Source organism: Prosthecobacter sp. (assembly GCF_044232965.1).
Taxonomy (GTDB): domain Bacteria; phylum Verrucomicrobiota; class Verrucomicrobiia; order Verrucomicrobiales; family Verrucomicrobiaceae; genus Prosthecobacter.
This window is the reverse complement of sequence record NZ_JBIIKX010000050.1, coordinates 1-16348: the sequence shown is the minus strand read 5'-3', so window position 1 is coordinate 16348 and position 16348 is coordinate 1. Positions and strand designations below refer to the sequence as shown.

The 16348-nt window shown below is 61.6% G+C and carries 12 protein-coding genes; 5 read left to right on the top strand and 7 right to left on the bottom strand.

Features of this window, described 5'->3' with window-relative positions:
* Position 1: 1 nt before the first annotated feature.
* From ACILSI_RS18525 to ACILSI_RS18515, 3 genes are read right to left on the bottom strand one after another with little or no spacing between them, the layout of a single operon-like run.
* A complete protein-coding gene (locus ACILSI_RS18525; RefSeq protein WP_395723393.1) occupies positions 2–1465 on the bottom strand; it encodes an arylsulfatase in 1464 nt (487 codons plus the stop codon).
* A 58-nt stretch (positions 1466–1523) separates the two neighbouring features.
* Positions 1524–1916: a thioredoxin family protein gene (locus ACILSI_RS18520; RefSeq protein WP_395723392.1), complete on the bottom strand. Its 393-nt coding sequence runs from the start codon at positions 1914–1916 to the stop codon at positions 1524–1526.
* A gap of 40 nt (positions 1917–1956) precedes the next feature.
* Positions 1957–3327: a hypothetical protein gene (locus ACILSI_RS18515; protein WP_395723391.1), complete on the bottom strand. Its 1371-nt coding sequence runs from the start codon at positions 3325–3327 to the stop codon at positions 1957–1959.
* Positions 3328–3464: 137 nt separating this feature from the next.
* Here ACILSI_RS18515 and tkt point away from each other — a divergent pair, with 137 nt between their 5' ends.
* Both tkt and ACILSI_RS18505 read left to right on the top strand, forming a co-directional pair.
* Positions 3465–5441 (top strand): transketolase, encoded by a 1977-nt coding sequence (gene tkt / locus ACILSI_RS18510; RefSeq protein ID WP_395723390.1) that lies wholly within the window; start codon positions 3465–3467, stop codon positions 5439–5441.
* Positions 5442–5534: 93 nt separating this feature from the next.
* Positions 5535–6140 carry a hypothetical protein gene (locus tag ACILSI_RS18505; RefSeq protein ID WP_395723389.1) on the top strand — a complete coding sequence of 202 codons (606 nt, stop codon included), beginning with the start codon at positions 5535–5537 and terminating at the stop codon, positions 6138–6140.
* A 7-nt stretch (positions 6141–6147) separates the two neighbouring features.
* Here ACILSI_RS18505 and galT read toward each other — a convergent pair whose 3' ends face one another.
* On the bottom strand, positions 6148–7146 hold the full coding sequence (gene galT / locus ACILSI_RS18500; protein ID WP_395723388.1) for a galactose-1-phosphate uridylyltransferase: 999 nt from the start codon (positions 7144–7146) through the stop codon (positions 6148–6150).
* Between the two features lie 131 nt (positions 7147–7277).
* Entirely contained in the window at positions 7278–8498 is a 1221-nt protein-coding gene (metK, locus tag ACILSI_RS18495; RefSeq protein WP_395723387.1) for a methionine adenosyltransferase, read from the bottom strand.
* 261 nt (positions 8499–8759) lie between these two features.
* Between metK and hisG the strand changes: the two genes are divergently transcribed.
* The 3 genes from hisG (at position 8760) to ACILSI_RS18480 (ending at position 11606) form a co-directional block, all read left to right on the top strand.
* Complete coding sequence (gene hisG, locus ACILSI_RS18490) at positions 8760–9644, top strand: ATP phosphoribosyltransferase (protein ID WP_395723386.1); 885 nt, start codon at positions 8760–8762, stop codon at positions 9642–9644.
* Positions 9645–9673: 29 nt separating this feature from the next.
* Positions 9674–9778, top strand: a complete 105-nt coding sequence (locus tag ACILSI_RS18485) for an AURKAIP1/COX24 domain-containing protein (RefSeq protein ID WP_133796641.1) — start codon at positions 9674–9676, stop codon at positions 9776–9778.
* Between the two features lie 97 nt (positions 9779–9875).
* The gene (locus tag ACILSI_RS18480) at positions 9876–11606 is read left to right on the top strand and encodes a tetratricopeptide repeat protein (RefSeq protein ID WP_395723385.1); all 1731 of its coding nucleotides are present in this window, start codon (positions 9876–9878) and stop codon (positions 11604–11606) included.
* A gap of 44 nt (positions 11607–11650) precedes the next feature.
* Here the strand turns inward: ACILSI_RS18480 and ACILSI_RS18475 are convergent, their stop codons facing one another.
* A complete protein-coding gene (locus tag ACILSI_RS18475) occupies positions 11651–12940 on the bottom strand; it encodes an MFS transporter (RefSeq protein WP_395723384.1) in 1290 nt (429 codons plus the stop codon).
* Positions 12941–13026: 86 nt separating this feature from the next.
* A complete protein-coding gene (locus tag ACILSI_RS18470; protein ID WP_395723383.1) occupies positions 13027–15996 on the bottom strand; it encodes a TIR domain-containing protein in 2970 nt (989 codons plus the stop codon).
* Positions 15997–16348 lie beyond the last annotated feature (352 nt).

Genomic DNA, 16348 nt, shown 5'->3' with positions numbered 1-16348 from the left:
ATCATTTGGAAGCTTTGGTTTTGAAGATGACGATCTCGACATCGTTGGCCTGCTTCGCTCCAGGCGTGCTGCGGCCGTTGGCGATGCTGATTTCGAGTTGCTTCGTGAGCTTGGCGACGATGTCGGGATGCTCGGGGCTGAGGTTCTTGGTTTCGGCGATGTCGGTGCTGAGATCGTAGAGCTGCACGGCGGGCAGGCCTTGTTTGGCGGCTTCGGCATCGCCGGGTTTTCCCCAGCCGCCGGAGCCTGGGCAGAGGCAGAGCTTCCAGCGGCCCTCACGCACGGCGAAGCGGCCGTTGATGCTGTGATGGATGACCGTGCGCGTAGAAGTGCCCGCGCCACCCCACAAGGCAGGAAGCAGGCTCACGCTGTCCTCGGCGGCGGCGTTCGGCAGCTTCACGCCGAGGATTTCGGCGCTTGTGGCCATGAAGTCGGTGTGGCAGATGAGTTGGGCGTTTTGCGAGCCTGCTTTCACCTTGCCCGGCCAGCGGACGAAGAACGGCACTCGATGCCCGCCGTCCCAGATGTCCGCTTTGTAGCCGCGAAGCTGCTCGCTGGCGTAGTGGCCCTGCTGTTCGAGTTTATCGGTGCCAGCCTGGGGCGAGCAGCCATTATCGGCGGTGAAAATGACGAGCGTGTTGTCCGCGAGGCTCGCTTGATCGAGCGCCGCGAGCACATCGCCGACGATGGCATCGGTCATCATGACGAAGTCGCCGTAAGCGCCGAGGCCGCTCTTTCCCTGCCACTCGGGAGTGGGCAGGATGGGCGTGTGTGGCGAGGTGAGCGGCAGGTAGAGGAAGAACGGTTTTCCTGCTTTCGCATCCGCTGCGCGTTCCTGCACATAGCTCACGGCCCGCTTCCCGAGACGCGGCAGCATGGTGATAGGCTCGATGGTCTCGATGACACGATTTCCTTCGATCAGGGAAGACATGGTGCGCGCGTTTGAGCAGCCCCAGAAGAGATCAAAGCCACGCGTCACCGGCCCGCCGATGATCTCTGCGCCGATGGGCAGCCCGGCATTGCCCATGCCTTTCTTTTTGTCGCCCCTGGTCGTCGCGCTCTTGGATTGAAAACCAAGATGCCACTTGCCGATGCAAGCCGTGGTATAGCCCTGTGCCTTCAGCAAACCCGCCACGGTGAGCCGGTCGGCGGTGATGAGCGGCTCGTCGTTGCCGCCATCGAGCACGCCCGCCTGCAAGCGAGTGCGCCACGCGTAGCGCCCGGTGAGCAGGCCGTAGCGCGTGGGTGTGCAAACGGACGATCCGCTGTGTGCATCCGTGAAGGTCATGCCCTGTGACGCGAGCTTGTCGAGATGCGGTGTGGCGATCTTCCCGCGCTGTGGATTGAGGCACTGCACATCGCCGTAGCCGAGGTCATCGGCGAGGATATAGATGATGTTGGGCCTCTCAGCGAAGAGCATAGGGCTGAGGGCAAAGAGGGTGAGGGCCAATCCAAGACGAATCATGTTGTGGGAACGACGGACGCGGGTGGTTCCTTCGGCCAAAGGCTTCTGGCGCAAGTCTTCACAGACCCAGCAACGAAAGCATGCGCTCCTTCGGGATGCCGCCGACCTCACGACCGGTCTCTTTGCCGTTTTTGTAGGCGATGAAGGCAGGAATGCCGCGCACGCCGTGCTCGCGGGCGAGCTTTGGGTCTTCATCGACATTGATGCGGATCACGATTGCCTTGCCTTTCAATTCTTGGGCAAGCTCATCGACCATCGGGCCGACGACTTTGCACGGGCCACACCAGTCGGCGTAGAACTCGACGAGTACCGGCACCTTGGCCGTGCGCACGGCGGAGAGCGAGGACGTGCCGCCCGACGATGATCCCGGCCGGTTCATGTCGAACACGATCCAGCCGATGTAGAGCATGACGGCTCCGACGAGCCAGAGATGGAAGTTGCCCTTTTTCACATGGTACCATCCGGGCCGGTTTTTGATCTGGCAAGCAGGATCACGCCATGAACTCAATCATCGAAACGCCTTTCTCCAGCTTGAAACAGGCAAGCGTCCGGTCCTTTTCACGACACCACAATCCAGGCTCCAGTTTGAGCCTTGAATCGGCCTCCTGTAGCTTCGTCTGCGATTCAATGTGCTTGATTCGTGGCACACCTTTCGCCGTGGGCACCGACAACGTGAACTCTTCGCAGGCAAACGGTGCGTGCAGTTCCACCACTTGGTGCGTGACATCGAACTCAATTCTCGTCAGCTCCTTCGCCGCCCAGTAGCGGGCGATCTCGCTGAGCTTCATCCAGTGCAGATGATCAAAGGTAGCGTGCAGGCGCTTCACCACCTCGCGGAAGATCTCGAAGCCGATCTCCAGCCCGTTCCAGTAGATGCCGGTCCAGTGGCACACGATGATCGCGGGTTCGCCGCGTTGGATGACCTCGACCATGCGTCCGCTCTTTCCATCCGAGGTGATGAAGGCGTCCGCGCCCTTCGGCGTCACGCAATCCCAGCCGCCGGTCCAGTCACCCGTGCAGCCGAGGATGTGGACGACACAGCGCGGATCGTCCGTGTCCAAACCGGACACGTTTTGCACCAGCGGAGCGACGCTTTGCTCGCCTTTGTCATAGAGATCGCGGAAGTAGTGCGGGATCTCAGTTTGAAACACGTCGCGACAGGCCTCGAAGGTCGCCTGCGCGAGCTGTGGCCGCGCATCGCTGCCAAAGCCGCCCGGCGTCGTGACGCCCTCGCACGGCAGGCCGATGTTTTTGAGGATCGTGAGCGCGTAGCTCATGTAATCGGCGATTTCGTCCACGCTGCGCCCGCCGCACCATTTCCAGTTCTCCATGAATTTCGGGCTGATCTCCGGAAACGGGTGACCGGTCTTCGTATCGATGATGCGCGTGTGCGTGACCATCTCGGGATGGATGTCCCAGTTCGGCATGATGCGCTCGCGCACGAGGTCGATGCTGCCCTGCAGCTCCTTTTGCGTCCAACCGGGGATCTGGCGGTCGAGACGGCCCACGCAGGCGGGATAGGGCACGATGCTGTACTTGCCCTTCACGCCGTTCTCCGTGGCCCAGTCGGCGAATTTGCGCACAAAGTCGTCCGGGATCTCATCCGGCCAGCTTTTCCAAGGGTAGTGATCGTAGCGTCCCGGATTCGCCGCCGCGAACTGCGGGATGGCGAACTTGTTGAGGTTCACCAAGCAGGTCGAATCGTCGATGATGATGCTCACCGGCACCCGGTTGCGCGGATTGAGCACTTTCACGGATGCATCCTGTTTCGGGCGATCACCGGGGACTTGAGCGAACAATCGAGAACCGAGAGTAAGAGCGGAGGCTTCGAGGAATCGACGGCGGGAAGGCTGGAACGGCATGACCAATAAACGTCCGATCCGGCCCACTTTTCGGCCTTGAATCCCCCTCTTGTGCCAGTAAAGAACGCTCCCCCTGCGCCTGGCCGCCTCCGGTGCGTTTTCCCAACTCCTAGCCCTACGCTCCCAGCTCTTTGCTCATGAACAAAACTCTCCTCGCCCAAGCCGCCAATGAAGCCCGTGGTCTCGCCATGGATGCGGTGCATAAATGCTCTTCCGGCCACCTCGGTCTGCCGCTGGGCTCCGCCGAAATCGGCGCTGTCCTTTTCGGCCAGGCGCTCCAGTGCGATCCAGCAGAGCCGAAATGGCTGAACCGTGACCGTTTCATCCTCTCCGCCGGCCACGGCTCCATGTTCATCTATTCCTGGCTGCACCTGAGTGGCTATGCGGTGAGCATTGACGACGTTTCCAAGTTCCGCGTGCTGCATTCCATCACGCCGGGCCATCCTGAGTTTCATGAGACGCCGGGCGTGGAATCCACCACCGGTCCGCTGGGCCAGGGTGTGGGCAATGCGGTGGGTTACGCGCTTTCCGGCAAGATGGCCGCGGCGAAGTACAATACCGCGCAGCACACGATCATCGACAATCACATCATCGCCCTCGCTGGCGACGGCTGCTTGCAGGAAGGCGTGGCGCGTGAGGCGGTGGCCTTCGCCGCGCACAACAAGCTTGACAACCTCATCCTCATTTTCGATTCCAACGATGTGACCCTCGACGCGATGGCGAAAGTCACGCAGAGCGAGGACACGCAGGCGCTTTACACCGCGCTGGGCTGGGACGCCGTGACCATCGACGGCCATGACCTCGACGCGATCCTCTTCGCCATCGAAACCGCGAAGAAAAACGACAACGGCAAACCGAAGATCATCATCGCCAAGACCATCATCGGCAAAGGCATCCCCGAAGTCGCCGGCACGGCCAAAGGCCACGGCGAAGGCGGCGCGAAGTTCGTCGATGCGGCCAAAAAAGGCCTCGGCATCCCCGAAGGCACGCATTTCTACGTCAGCGATGAAGTGAAAGCCTACTTCGCCGATTTGAAGGCCAAGCGCGCTGCGATCCATGGCGAATGGAACAAGGTTTACCTCGCCTGGAGCGCGGCGAATCCTGAACTGGCCAAGCAGCTTGATGCCGCCCGCAACGGTACGCTCAAGGCCGAGGATCTGCTCAAAGTCGTGCCGGAATACCCTGCCGAAGGCAAGGCCGCCACGCGCAACAGCGGTGGTGAGATCTTGAATCACATCGCCAAGGCTGTGCCGCATCTCGTCACCGGCAGCGCCGACCTTTTCGGCTCCACGAAGAACTACCTCACCGGCCTGGGCGACTTCAGTCCCGCGAATCCGACCGGCCGCAACATCTGGTTCGGCATCCGTGAGCATGCGATGGGCGCGATCTGCAACGGCATCGCCTACGACGGCCTCTTCCTTGCCAGCGGTGCGACGTTCCTCGTCTTCGCCGATTACTGCCGTCCGAGCATCCGCCTCGCCGCGCTGGCGAAACTGCCTGTCACCTACATCTTCACGCACGACTCCGTCGGCGTCGGTGAAGACGGCCCGACGCATCAGCCGGTCGAAACCGTCAGCGGCCTGCGTGTGATCCCTAATCTTGACGTCATCCGCCCCGGCGATGCCGAGGAAGCCGCCGCCGCCTTTGCTGCCGCCTTCAGCCGCGCTGATGGCCCCACGTTGCTCGCTTTGAGCCGTCAGGACCTGCCGCATCAAGGCCATGCCAGCGCTGCGACCCGCCGCGAAGGCACGCTCAAAGGTGGTTACATCCTCGTGAAGGAAACCGCGCCGCTCGAAGCCATCGTCATCGCCACCGGTTCCGAAGTTCAGCACGCTGTCGAAGGTGCCAAAGGCAAGCCCGGCGTCCGCGTCGTCAGTCTGCCGTGCTTTGAGCGCTTTGACCGCCAGAGCGCCGAGTATCGCGAAAGCGTCCTCCCCGCAGCCTGCACCAAGCGCATCGCTATTGAGGCCGGTGTCTCCGCTCTCTGGTGGAAATACGTCGGCACGCAGGGCCAGATCATCGGCATTGACCGTTTCGGCATCAGCGCTCCGGGCAACACCGTCTTTAAAGAACTCGGCATCACCGCCGAGGCGGTGGCGAAGGCGCTGGCGTGATGAAACGGAGCGCGGATGCCCTCATCCGCATCACCAACAAACTCACAAAAGGAGGCTGGCGACAGCCTCCTTTTTTCATGGCATCATGCGCGCATGAAAACGCACCCGCATCTTCTCGCGCTGATGTTTGCCGCCGCCGTTTTCGCCCAAACTACCGCTGACATGAGCAAAACGAACACGATGAGCTTCTACCGCGACGCCTCGGTGCTCGATGAGCATCGGAGCCTGGGCAAACAGGTGGATGATTTTCAGCAGACGTTCCCGGCGGTGAAAATCGACCCGAAGGCCATGACAGCGGTGAAGACGACGGCGGAGTTCCGTCTCGATGGACAGCCGTTGCTCTGGTTCGCGGCGGACAAGTCGAAGGCGGTGCTCGATGAACACGTTTTTGGCGAGCTGACGATGGTGAACGTCACCACGATGGGCGAGGGAAAAACCGCCGTGGTCGGGAAAATCAAAGAACCGGGCGGCACCCTGGCCCCGAGGGCCGTGGCGTGGTTTTTGATGAGAAGTGGGATCCTGCAAACCTTTGTGCACCTCGAATCGACCGTGAAGCTTGACGGTGAAAAAAACGCTGGAGGCCGTTACGAGGCGGCTTTTTCCGGCAAACATCTCTACTACACCAATGAGCGCCACGAATCGTCCTTCCGCTTCCGGTTCATCATCGAAGAGGACGGCACGCTGCGTGTCGAGTCGTGAGCAGAAGTCAGAGGACCACGCTGCGCAGCATTTCGGCGGAGCGCTCGGGGCGCTGGCTGTTGATGTAGCTGCCGCTGCCCAGCTCGAAGCCTGCCAGCCGGTTCACTCGTGGCACGATGGTCAGATACCAGTGAAAACAGCAGGACTCGGCCTCGTCCAAGGGCGCGGAACGGATGGTGAAATTGTAGTCAGGATCACCGGCGGCCAGTTTGAGGCGGCGCAACTGCCGGCCGAGCACGCCTGCCAGCGCGTCGATGTCCGTGTCACTGATCTCATCGTAGGACGAGGCGTGCTGGCGTGGGAAAATCCACATGTGATAAGGCGAGAGCGACGCATACGGCACAAAGGCAACGAACGAGGGGCCGACCTCAATGATGCGCTCTCCCGCCGTCAGTTCCTCCTGCAACACCTGGCAGAAGAGGCAGACGCCGTTCATCTCGTGGTGTCGGCGCGCCTCCTGCAGGCGCATGCAGACCTGGGATGAGATGACCGGGGCCGCCGTGATCTGGGAGTGCGCGTGCTCCAGCGAGGTGCCGGCCTGTTCCCCGTGATTTTTGAAAATGACGATGCTTTCGACGTGCGGGTGTTTCCGCAGCGCCTGGTAACGCTCACGGTAGATGCGGAGGATGTCCGCCAGATGAGCCTGCTCCATGTCCGAGGTCGTCAGATCGTGCCGCGGATGCTCCACCACGATCTCATGATAGCCGGCGGCGGTCATGGAGCGGAAGGTGCCTTGTTTCCGCCGCCGCATATCCTCCGTCACAACGAAGGCGGAAAACTTGTTGGGGATCACCCGAACGTTCCAGGCACCGTCAGCGCTCTCAGCCCGGCAGATCTCCAGCGGGGCGAGGTGCTCGTTCCCGGCACAGAAGGGACAATCACCCCGATGGGGCGGCCGGCTTGGCTTGTTCACCGGGCCATGACGGAAATCATTCGGCTTGTGCGCCAGCTCCGGAGCCATGATGACCCATTCCAGCGTGATGGGGTTGAAGCGCATTTCAGACATGGTGGTTGGAGTACTGAACACAGCTTAACGCAGCTTTCGCCGGCAATTGCAGCATAAAAAAGCCGCGCAGGTTTCCCCGCGCGGCTTGGTGATGAGTTTGATCCAGTTGCGGCGCAACTGGGCAACTTTGATTACTTCGCGGCCTTCTTGAGCGCCTCGGCCTTGTTGGTGATTTCCCAGGTGATGTCCTTGTCGTCGATCTTGCCGAAGTGGCCGTAGTTGGTGGTCTTCGAGTAGATCGGGCGGAGCAGGTTGAGCTGCTTGACGATGTCCGCAGGCTTGAAGGAGAAGACCTTCAAAACGGCGTCGAGGATCTTGCCGTCGTCGATGGTGCCGGTGCCAAAGGTGTCGATGTGGACGCTCACGGGCAGCGGGTGACCGATGGCGTAGGCGAACTGCACTTCGCACTTCGAGGCGAGGCCCGAAGCGACGACGTTCTTGGCGACCCAGCGGCCCATGTAGGCGGCGCTACGGTCCACTTTGGACGGGTCTTTGCCGGAGAAGGCACCACCGCCGTGACGGCCCATGCCGCCGTAGCTATCGACGATGATTTTACGGCCGGTGAGGCCGCTGTCGCCCTGAGGACCACCGACGACGAACTTGCCGGTCGGGTTGATGAGATACTCAGTGTCCTTGGTGAGCATGTTCTTTGGCAGCACCTTCTTGATGACCTGCTCGATGCAGAACTTCTCGATCTCGGCGTGGCTCACATCCGCAGCATGCTGCGTGGAGATGACGACGTTCACGATGCGCGTTGGCTTGCCATCGACGTATTCGACGGAGACCTGGGACTTGGCGTCCGGGCGCAGCCACTTCGCGAGCTTGCCGGCCTTGCGGATGCGGGTCAGCTCACGGCCGAGGCGGTGGGCAAACATGATCGGCGCGGGCATGAGCTCAGGCGTTTCATCACAGGCATAACCAAACATGATGCCTTGGTCACCAGCGCCCTGTTCGGCGTGCTTTTTGCCTTCGGCTTCCGCGGCGTCCACACCTTGAGCGATGTCGGGGCTCTGGATGGTGAGGTAGTTGTTGATGAAGATCTGGTCGGCGTGGAAGACGTCGTCCACATTGGTGTAACCGATGCCGCGGACAGCATCACGGATGACCTGGCCGACGTTGATGACCTCGTCGATGGGCTTGGTGGTGCCGAGCTTCTTGTTCTGGAGCTTCGGGATGGTGATCTCACCACCGACGACGACGACATTGCTCTTCACGAAGGTTTCGCAAGCGACGCGGCTTTTCAGGTCGATCTTGAGGCAGGCGTCAAGGATGGCGTCGGAGATGGTATCGGCAACTTTGTCAGGATGGCCTTCGCCGACGGACTCGGACGAGAAGATGTAAGAGCGGGACATGGAGGTGGTCGTTTGGGTTATATGGACGAATCATGATTTGATGATGCGTCGCGGAAGCCCGGAGAGTATGCCCCAAAGCGGGGGCGTCAACGGGCTTTTCGGGTCTTCCTGGAGTGTGACGGCCTGAAAAACGGCTGTTTCGCGGGGAAGTCCCGCCAATCGGCCTGCGGGTGTCTGCCAAAGAAGCGGGTGAGTTGTCCTGAAATTCCCCTCGCCAGTAGAAAAAAAGCCGCTAGGATTCGCGCCCCCTTCCCCCCGACCATGTCCGAACCCAAGAATATTCTCCGCCTTGGACTGCCCAAAGGCAGCCTGCAGGAGCCGACGCTCGAATTGTTCAAGCGCGCGGGGTTCAACATCGTCATCTCGTCCCGATCCTACCGCCCTGCGGTGGACGATGCTGAGCTTGAGTTGCGACTGCTGCGGGCGCAGGAGATCGGACGCTATGTGGATCATGGTTTCCTGGACTGCGGCATCACCGGCCGTGACTGGATCGTGGAAAACGGCGCGGATGTCGAAGTCATCACCGACCTGCGCTATAGCAAGGCTACTTCCTGGCCCACGCGCTGGGTGCTGGTGGTACCAAACGACTCGCCGGTGCAAAGCGTGAAAGACTTGCAGGGCAAGCGCATCGCTACCGAGGCGGTCGAGATGACCAAGAAATACCTCGCAAAACACGGTGTGGAAGCCGAGGTGGAATTTAGCTGGGGTGCCACCGAAGTGAAAGTTCCGGAGATGGTCGATGCCATCGTGGACATCACAGAAACCGGCTCGTCCCTGCGCGCGAACAAGCTGCGCATCGTGGACACGCTGATGGAAAGCTACCCCCAATTTGTCTCCAGCAAACCTGCCGCCCGTGATGAATGGAAGCGGCAGAAAATGGAAACACTCGTGCTGCTGCTGAAAGGTGCGCTGGAGGCCCGTCACAAGGTGGGCCTCAAGATGAACGTGCCCGCCGCAAAGCTCGATGAGGTCGTCGCCTGCCTGCCTTCGCAGCGCTCGCCGACGGTCTCGCACCTCGCCAGCCCGGAATGGGTGGCCGTGGAAACGGTCATTGACGAGGCCACCGTGCGCAACATCATCCCGCGGCTCAAGTCGCTGGGCGCCGAGGGCATCGTGGAATACCCGTTAAATAAAGTCGTCCACTAGACCAAGCCAACACACAGGAGAACACGAACATGGGATCGCTCAAAAAGCGGAGAAAAACGAAGATCAACAAGCACAAGCGCAAGAAGCGCATGCGCGCGAACCGTCACAAGAAGCGTTTGCGCTACAAGTCGTAACCGCTAGCCTCCTGGCATGGCTTGTCTCCGCAGGGCGAATCGATGGTATCGACGCGCCGGACGTTGCGCCATGCAGTGTTGCCATCTCGTGGCCTGCATGGCCACGCTGTCCGGCGTGGGTTCGTCTCTCCAGGCGGCCGCGTCGGCGGATTTGTCACTCGGCGTCAAGGCGTCAGACCCTTCCGACCTCCGGCTTTTGCCCGGCGGCGAGGTCAACGCCGATGTCTTGGCACACTACAGCACCGCGCTTCAATTTGAAGCGTCTGGAAAGCTGCGCCAGGCGCTCGAGCACTACTTGGCCGTCTTCAAAGCCGATTCCACCAACGCGGAACTGGCCGATCACACGGCTAGCATCGCGCTCCAGTTTCAGGGCCGTCCTGCCGCGCTGAAAATTCTCGAAGATGCCGTGCAGGCCAGTCCGAACTCGCCCGCGCCGCTGCTGAATCTGGCACGTTTTTGCAGCACCTATCCGCCAGAGGATCTGTTTGAGAAGGACGAGCGCCCTGTCCAGGCAGTGACTGAGGCATTGCAGCGTTTCCCCACGCATGCCGAGGTGTATGAAGGCGCGGCGCTGTTTTATCTCACGCAAAATCAGAGGGAGAAGGCTGTGGAGGTCATGAATCAGGCCGCACGACAACCCAGTCGTGATCCACAGTTCTGGCTGGCCGCCGGCCGTACCGCCGGGCGTGTTTGGCCGCTCGGTCAGGCGGAGTTTCAGACGGAATACCGCCAGCGCGTCGCGCCCTTCTTTGAAAATGCTCTGAAAAACGTCACCAAGCGCGATGCCGAGCAGGTCACGCTCGAAGTCGCCCAACACTGCGTGCTCACGAACGATCTGGACCGCGCCCGCCAGCTCTGCGAGAAGCTGACCGCCGAGCACGACAGCCTGGAGGCCCGCAAGCTCCTCTACCGTCTCTACGGCGCGGCCGAGCAGAAGGACAAGGCACTCGCCACGCTTGAAGCCATCGTCAAACAAGCGCCGGAGGATGCCGAGCAGCGCCGCCTGCTAGCCATCGAGTATGACAAGCTCAAGCAGCCGGAAAAAGCCATCCCGCAGCTTGAGGCGGCGATCCAGAACGGCGGCGGTGAGATCGGCGACTATGTGAAACTCGGCTGGCAGCTCTACCAGACGCAGCAGTTTGAAAGCATGGTGCGCCTCGGCCAGCGCAGCGTGCGCTTGTTCCCTGATCACCCTCTGGTGCATTACCAGCTCGCCATCGGGCATCGCTCACGCGAGGACTGGGCCGCTTCGGTGAAGCACTTTGCCGAGGCGGAGCAGTACGCCGGCTCCACCCAGACGGAACTGCTCGATTATCTTTTTTACTACCAGTATGGCATCACCTTGGAGCGCTTGGCGCGTTTTGAGGACTCCTCCCGCATGCTGGAGAAATCCATCACTCTCACCCCGCGTGAGGAATCGAAGGCCGCCGCCAACACGATGAACTTCCTCGGCTACATGTGGCTGGAGCAGAACACCAAGCTCGACAAGGCAGGCGAGCTCATCACCAAGGCCAACGAACTTCTGCCGGAAACGCCCGCCTACATCGACAGTCTCGGCTGGTTCCATTACAAGAAGGGCAACTACCCAGGTGCATTGAAGGAATTGCAACGCGCCGAGGCGCTACTGGTGCCCATCGCCCCCGAAGACGCCGAAATCCTCGAACACATCGGCCTCACTCACCAGGCGCTCGGAGACAAAGTCAAAGCTCTCGATTACCTCGAACGCGCTAACGCCTTGAACACGCCTGAGCCGAAGGCTCACAAGCGCATCGAAGACGCTCTCAAAAAGCTCAAGAGCGGCGGCAAAACCGACACGGAGAAGAAGTAGGTCGGGCAAAGGGAGCGCGGACACTCCTGTCCGCAGGTTCATGTTCAGTCATGCAGCCGCTCTTCGGAATTGATGAAGAACCAGCACGCCGCGCCGAGGAAGTAGGCCACGGCAAACAGCGTGATGTTCATGCCCCAGTCATTGTTCGTGGCGGCAAGCACGAGAGGCACCACCATCGGGGCGATCGCACCACCGGCGTTGCCCATCATGTTCATGCTGCCGGAAAGCGCACCGGCATGACGCCCACCCACGTCCATGCAGGCACCCCAGGCACCAGGCATGGCCAGGTCATTGCACAAGGCCGCAAGCCCGATGGCCAGCACCGAGGCGAGCGGCGCATCCGTTTGCATCGAGATCAACAGCATCACGCCGGCAACACTCATCCCGACCACACCGAGCCAGCGACGCGTCCGCGCGATGCTGCCAAACATCTGGTCCAGCCGCGCGGAGAGCATCCCGGCAGTGATGCAACCGATGCCGCCGAAGAACAGCGGCACGCAGGCCAGCAAGGCGCGCTCCATGTCCGAGAGCGTGGTAAACTTCTCCTTCAGATAAGTCGGAAACCAGGTGATGTAGAAATACCAGGCGTAGGACATGCAAAAGTACTGCGCCCAGAGCATCCAGACCGTGCGCGAGGCCATCAGCCGCGCCCACGGCATGGCATGATCGCCCGGAGGCTCTGTTTCACCGATGTGCGCCAGTTCGGCGGCATTCACCGACGGGTGATCCTTGGGATGATCGCGGAACCACCGGAAAAACGACAGCGCCCACACCACACCGAGCAGTCCGAAGATCAAAAACACCCACTTGTAGTGCAGTCCGAGACCGACCTTCCCTTCCGTGCCGCTCGCGAGCATCCAGCCGACGAGCAACGGCGTGAAGGCCCCTCCCCAGCGCGCGCTGAGCCAGAGAATGCCCTGCGCTTTGACTCGCTCGGCCACCGGAAACCACAACGTGAAGGCCTTCGTCAGATTCGGGAAGCAACCCGCCTCCCCCACGCCGAACAGAAACCGCGAAACGACCAGCGAAACCAAGTTCCACGCCCAGCCAGTGGCCACAGTGAAGATGGACCACATCGAAACCACCCGCATCAGCACTTTGCGCGGTCCGATGCGATCACCCAGCCAGCCGCCGGGGATTTCAAACAGCGCGTAAGCCCAGCCAAACGCCGCAAAAGCATAGCCCATCTGCGTCTTCGTCAGCCCCAGCTCCTCCTGCATCATCGGCGCCGCCTGCGAGATGCACACGCGGTCGATGTAGGTGATCACCGCCAGCGTGACGGCAAAGAACAGTACCACCTGACGGGCGCGGGAGGGTCGGAGGGAGGAATCCATGGTTGGGAGTGCATGCTGCCACGCTACAGCCTTCCACGTCAACCTTGCAGGCAGATACTTCTCCGTCCCGGCTGCCGTGTCCGAACTTACGGATGTTTTGCGGATGCGTCCCAGTACAGGATGCGGCTGGTCGTGGGTGCTTCGGGCATGCTGGTGGGGAGCAGGCGCTGGCCCCCAGGACTCATGAGGACGAGCACCTCGACGGGCTGCGCCCGCGGATCGCAGGCGATGGCGTAAACACGATCCCCGTCTGGACTGATGGCGACGCTGGGATAGATCGCGTGCAGGTCCGCCGGGAACTCGATGCGCAGTTCTCCGGTGGCGAGATCCCAAAGGCGGACCTCGCCCGCCGCCGGATTGTCCATCTGCGCCAGACCGCTGGCGCTGGCCAGTTGAGTGCTGTCAGGGGAAAACGACAGGCTGCTGATCTCACGCCGATGGCCCACGAGTCTGTGGCGCAGAGATTGCGTTTGGGTGTCCCAGACCTCGATGACGTGATTCATGGCTCCCACCGCTATCATCCGGCCATCGCGGCTGATGGCCAGTGCCGTGGAATCGGCCAGCGATGCCGTGAAAGCCCACCGGCTGGCACCACCGGCCACCTCCCGGAGCTCGATCCGCCCGCCATTCAACGTCAAGGCGGAGAGTTGATTGTCGGCACTGATCGCCACGAGCTTGACCACGCCTTCCGGCGGCTTTGCCCAAGGGGTGACCTTGCCCGTGAGCAGATCGACAGTACCAAGCAGCCCACCCTTTCCGCTCCCGTCTCTAGGGGAGGCGACACCTGTCGTGCCGTCGGGTGAGGGGTGGATGGTCGGTTGATCGCTGCCGGGCGGGGAAAGTGCTGCCACGGGCTCTCCCGACCGGCTGTTGAACCGGTCCACTCCATGGCCCACGACGCTCCCTTCGCGATTGAACCAGATCCCGTTGGGCGGGAAGACGTCGCGGGTCAGAAGCTCACGTCCACCTGCTGCCTCCCACACCCGCAATTCCCGATCCAGCGAGCGACTGTAGATCACCACCCCGCCTTCGTAAATCAGGCCCCGACCGTCCTTGCTTTCACTGAGAGCGGCGACCAGCGCTCCATTGGAACTCATGGTCATCGAGTACAGGATTCTCTCCGTGGAGCAGACTTCCGTAGCCGAGCGGTGATCGAGGCTCGTGAGAAAAATCGTGTCGCCCGAGACGCAGGCCAGGGTGTTGCCTTTGGCACTCGCCGCCACTGCGGAGACCGGTGCGCTTGTTCGCAGCCGCTCGCCGAGCTGCTCGCCGGAAAGGCTGTCCCAGACCTCCACGCCGCGCTCCCCGGTGGTCAGGACCAGCCGCTCCTGCGCACCGAACGCTGGATGGAACCGGCCCGGTGTGTGTGGCAGGGCTCCCAGCAGATCCAGCGCCGAATCCACGCCGAAGGTCCGGCTCTCAGCAGGCAGGAACGGCGCGGTGCTGTGGGGAGTCCATTCAGACAGCACCTCGCCGGTGGCCGCCGTCCAGACAAACACGCTTCCGTCCTGCAACTTGTTCTTCAGGTTGTCAAAGATGCCCATCGACTGGCTGACGATGGTGCGCGCATCCGGCGTGAAGGCGATGCCTGTCACCGGACCCGGATGAGGTTTTTTGAGTTCGGCATGGCTGTGGCGCATGGTTTGCAGATGCACCTGCGTGGACCACACCACCACGGTGCCGTCCGCGTGACCGCTCGCGAAAAAGTAACCGTCATCCCGCCACGTCAGCGCCGTCACAGGCCCGTGCGCCTCGGTCATCATCGTCATGGTCGGCGCGAGGGGGTTCCGGCGGAGAGTCGTGAGCTCCCTCCGGTCCTCGCCCGAGGGGAAATTGGCCACGGAGACGACCCCATTTAGATCGCCCATGGCGATTTGATCGCCCTTGGCCGACACCGCGATGCACAGCGTTCCGGGTGCGGCAGGGAAACTGCCGACTGGGCTGCCATCCCGTGCATCCCAAATTCGCACCGTCTCCTGGGTCATCGTCCCGGTGCTTTGGTCAAAGCCGGGCGCGGAAAGGGTCACGATGTGTTTGCCGTCCTTGGTGAACTCGGCGCTGACGAAGCTCGAGGCCTGCCGGAACACCTCCTTCCCGCCCACAGCGTCCCAGACTGAAAACTGCCTCTTGCTGTCCATGGCCAGCAGGCGGGCCTCCGTGGGATGAAACTCCGCTTTCAGCCACCCAGCACCGGCCACGGTGATCTGCCGGGGCGGCGGTTGATCGATCAGGCTGCTCCAGTACTTCCACTCAAACGAACGCGGGTCGTTGCCTGCGGGCCGGTCATACTTGTGAACGATCGCGGCCAGGCCCGCAGTGTCCCCTTGCACCCAAAGCTGGCGTGCGAACGTCATGTCCTTGAGATATTCACCCTGCACGCGCTGGGAGGTGGCCGTCTCGGCCTGTTCGCCCGCCACTTGAGCCTTGAACCAGAACATTGCCAGCAGGCCCAGGACCGTGGCCGCAACTGCGCCCATCAGGAGCAGGGACTTCATCCGCCGCCGCTTCTCCCGCTGGTAGAGGTCGTCAAAGCGGATGCCCAGCATCTTCGCCAGCAGCATGAGCTTGGCATTGCTCCGCCCGTCTCCCTGCGGTCGTGCATCGGGTGATTTGGGGATCCACGCCCGCAGCGCGGGAGGGTAGCAGTTCTTCCGGCTGACGGGGCTCGGGTCGCCGTCGATAATCACGGAGAGGATGCGCTCACGGCCATGCATTTCCTCGAAGGTCTTGATCTCTGTGTCCACCCAGACGGACCCCGCAGCATTCGGCGAGCACACCACGATGAGGTAGCGTGACACCTGTAGGTTGCGCTTGATCAGGGCTCCAAGGTCATGGTCGGCTGTCATCTCCGCGCGATCCCAGAACAACGGCCGGAACCGCTTGGGGGCCGGTTCTCCGGTGGGGGTCGGGTGCTCGATCAACTGGACCGGCAGCCGGTAGGTCTCCAAAGCATCATGGAGCCACTTCGCAAAGGTGCGGTCCTTGCTGCTGTAGCTGATAAAGGCCCAGTATTGAAAGGGGTTTCGGCTCGTGGAGGGCGGGAAAGCATCAGACATGCAGAGGAGGTTTCGGCGGAAAATCGCGATGCGCGAAATGTCTTCAAGGCATCATTCCAAGTTCCAACGGAGTGCCCGCGGGTTCGCTGGACTCCCCCGTGGGTTCGCGTCCACAGCCACGGCAGCCACAGGCGGGTCTAAACGAAACGCCTTTCCGCCCACCGGCATATGCCCGGTCGGTCCCCACCTCGCCGCACCGACCGTCACCATTGCCACCAAGGCAAATGCATGATCCTGTGCGTCTTAACAGCCTGTTGAAAAACCTCTCCTCCTGGGTGATGAGAACAACCCTGCATGTTTGAGCAACGCCAAACCAAGCAACGCCAGCAGGAACTCTGGATAGTCGCCGGAG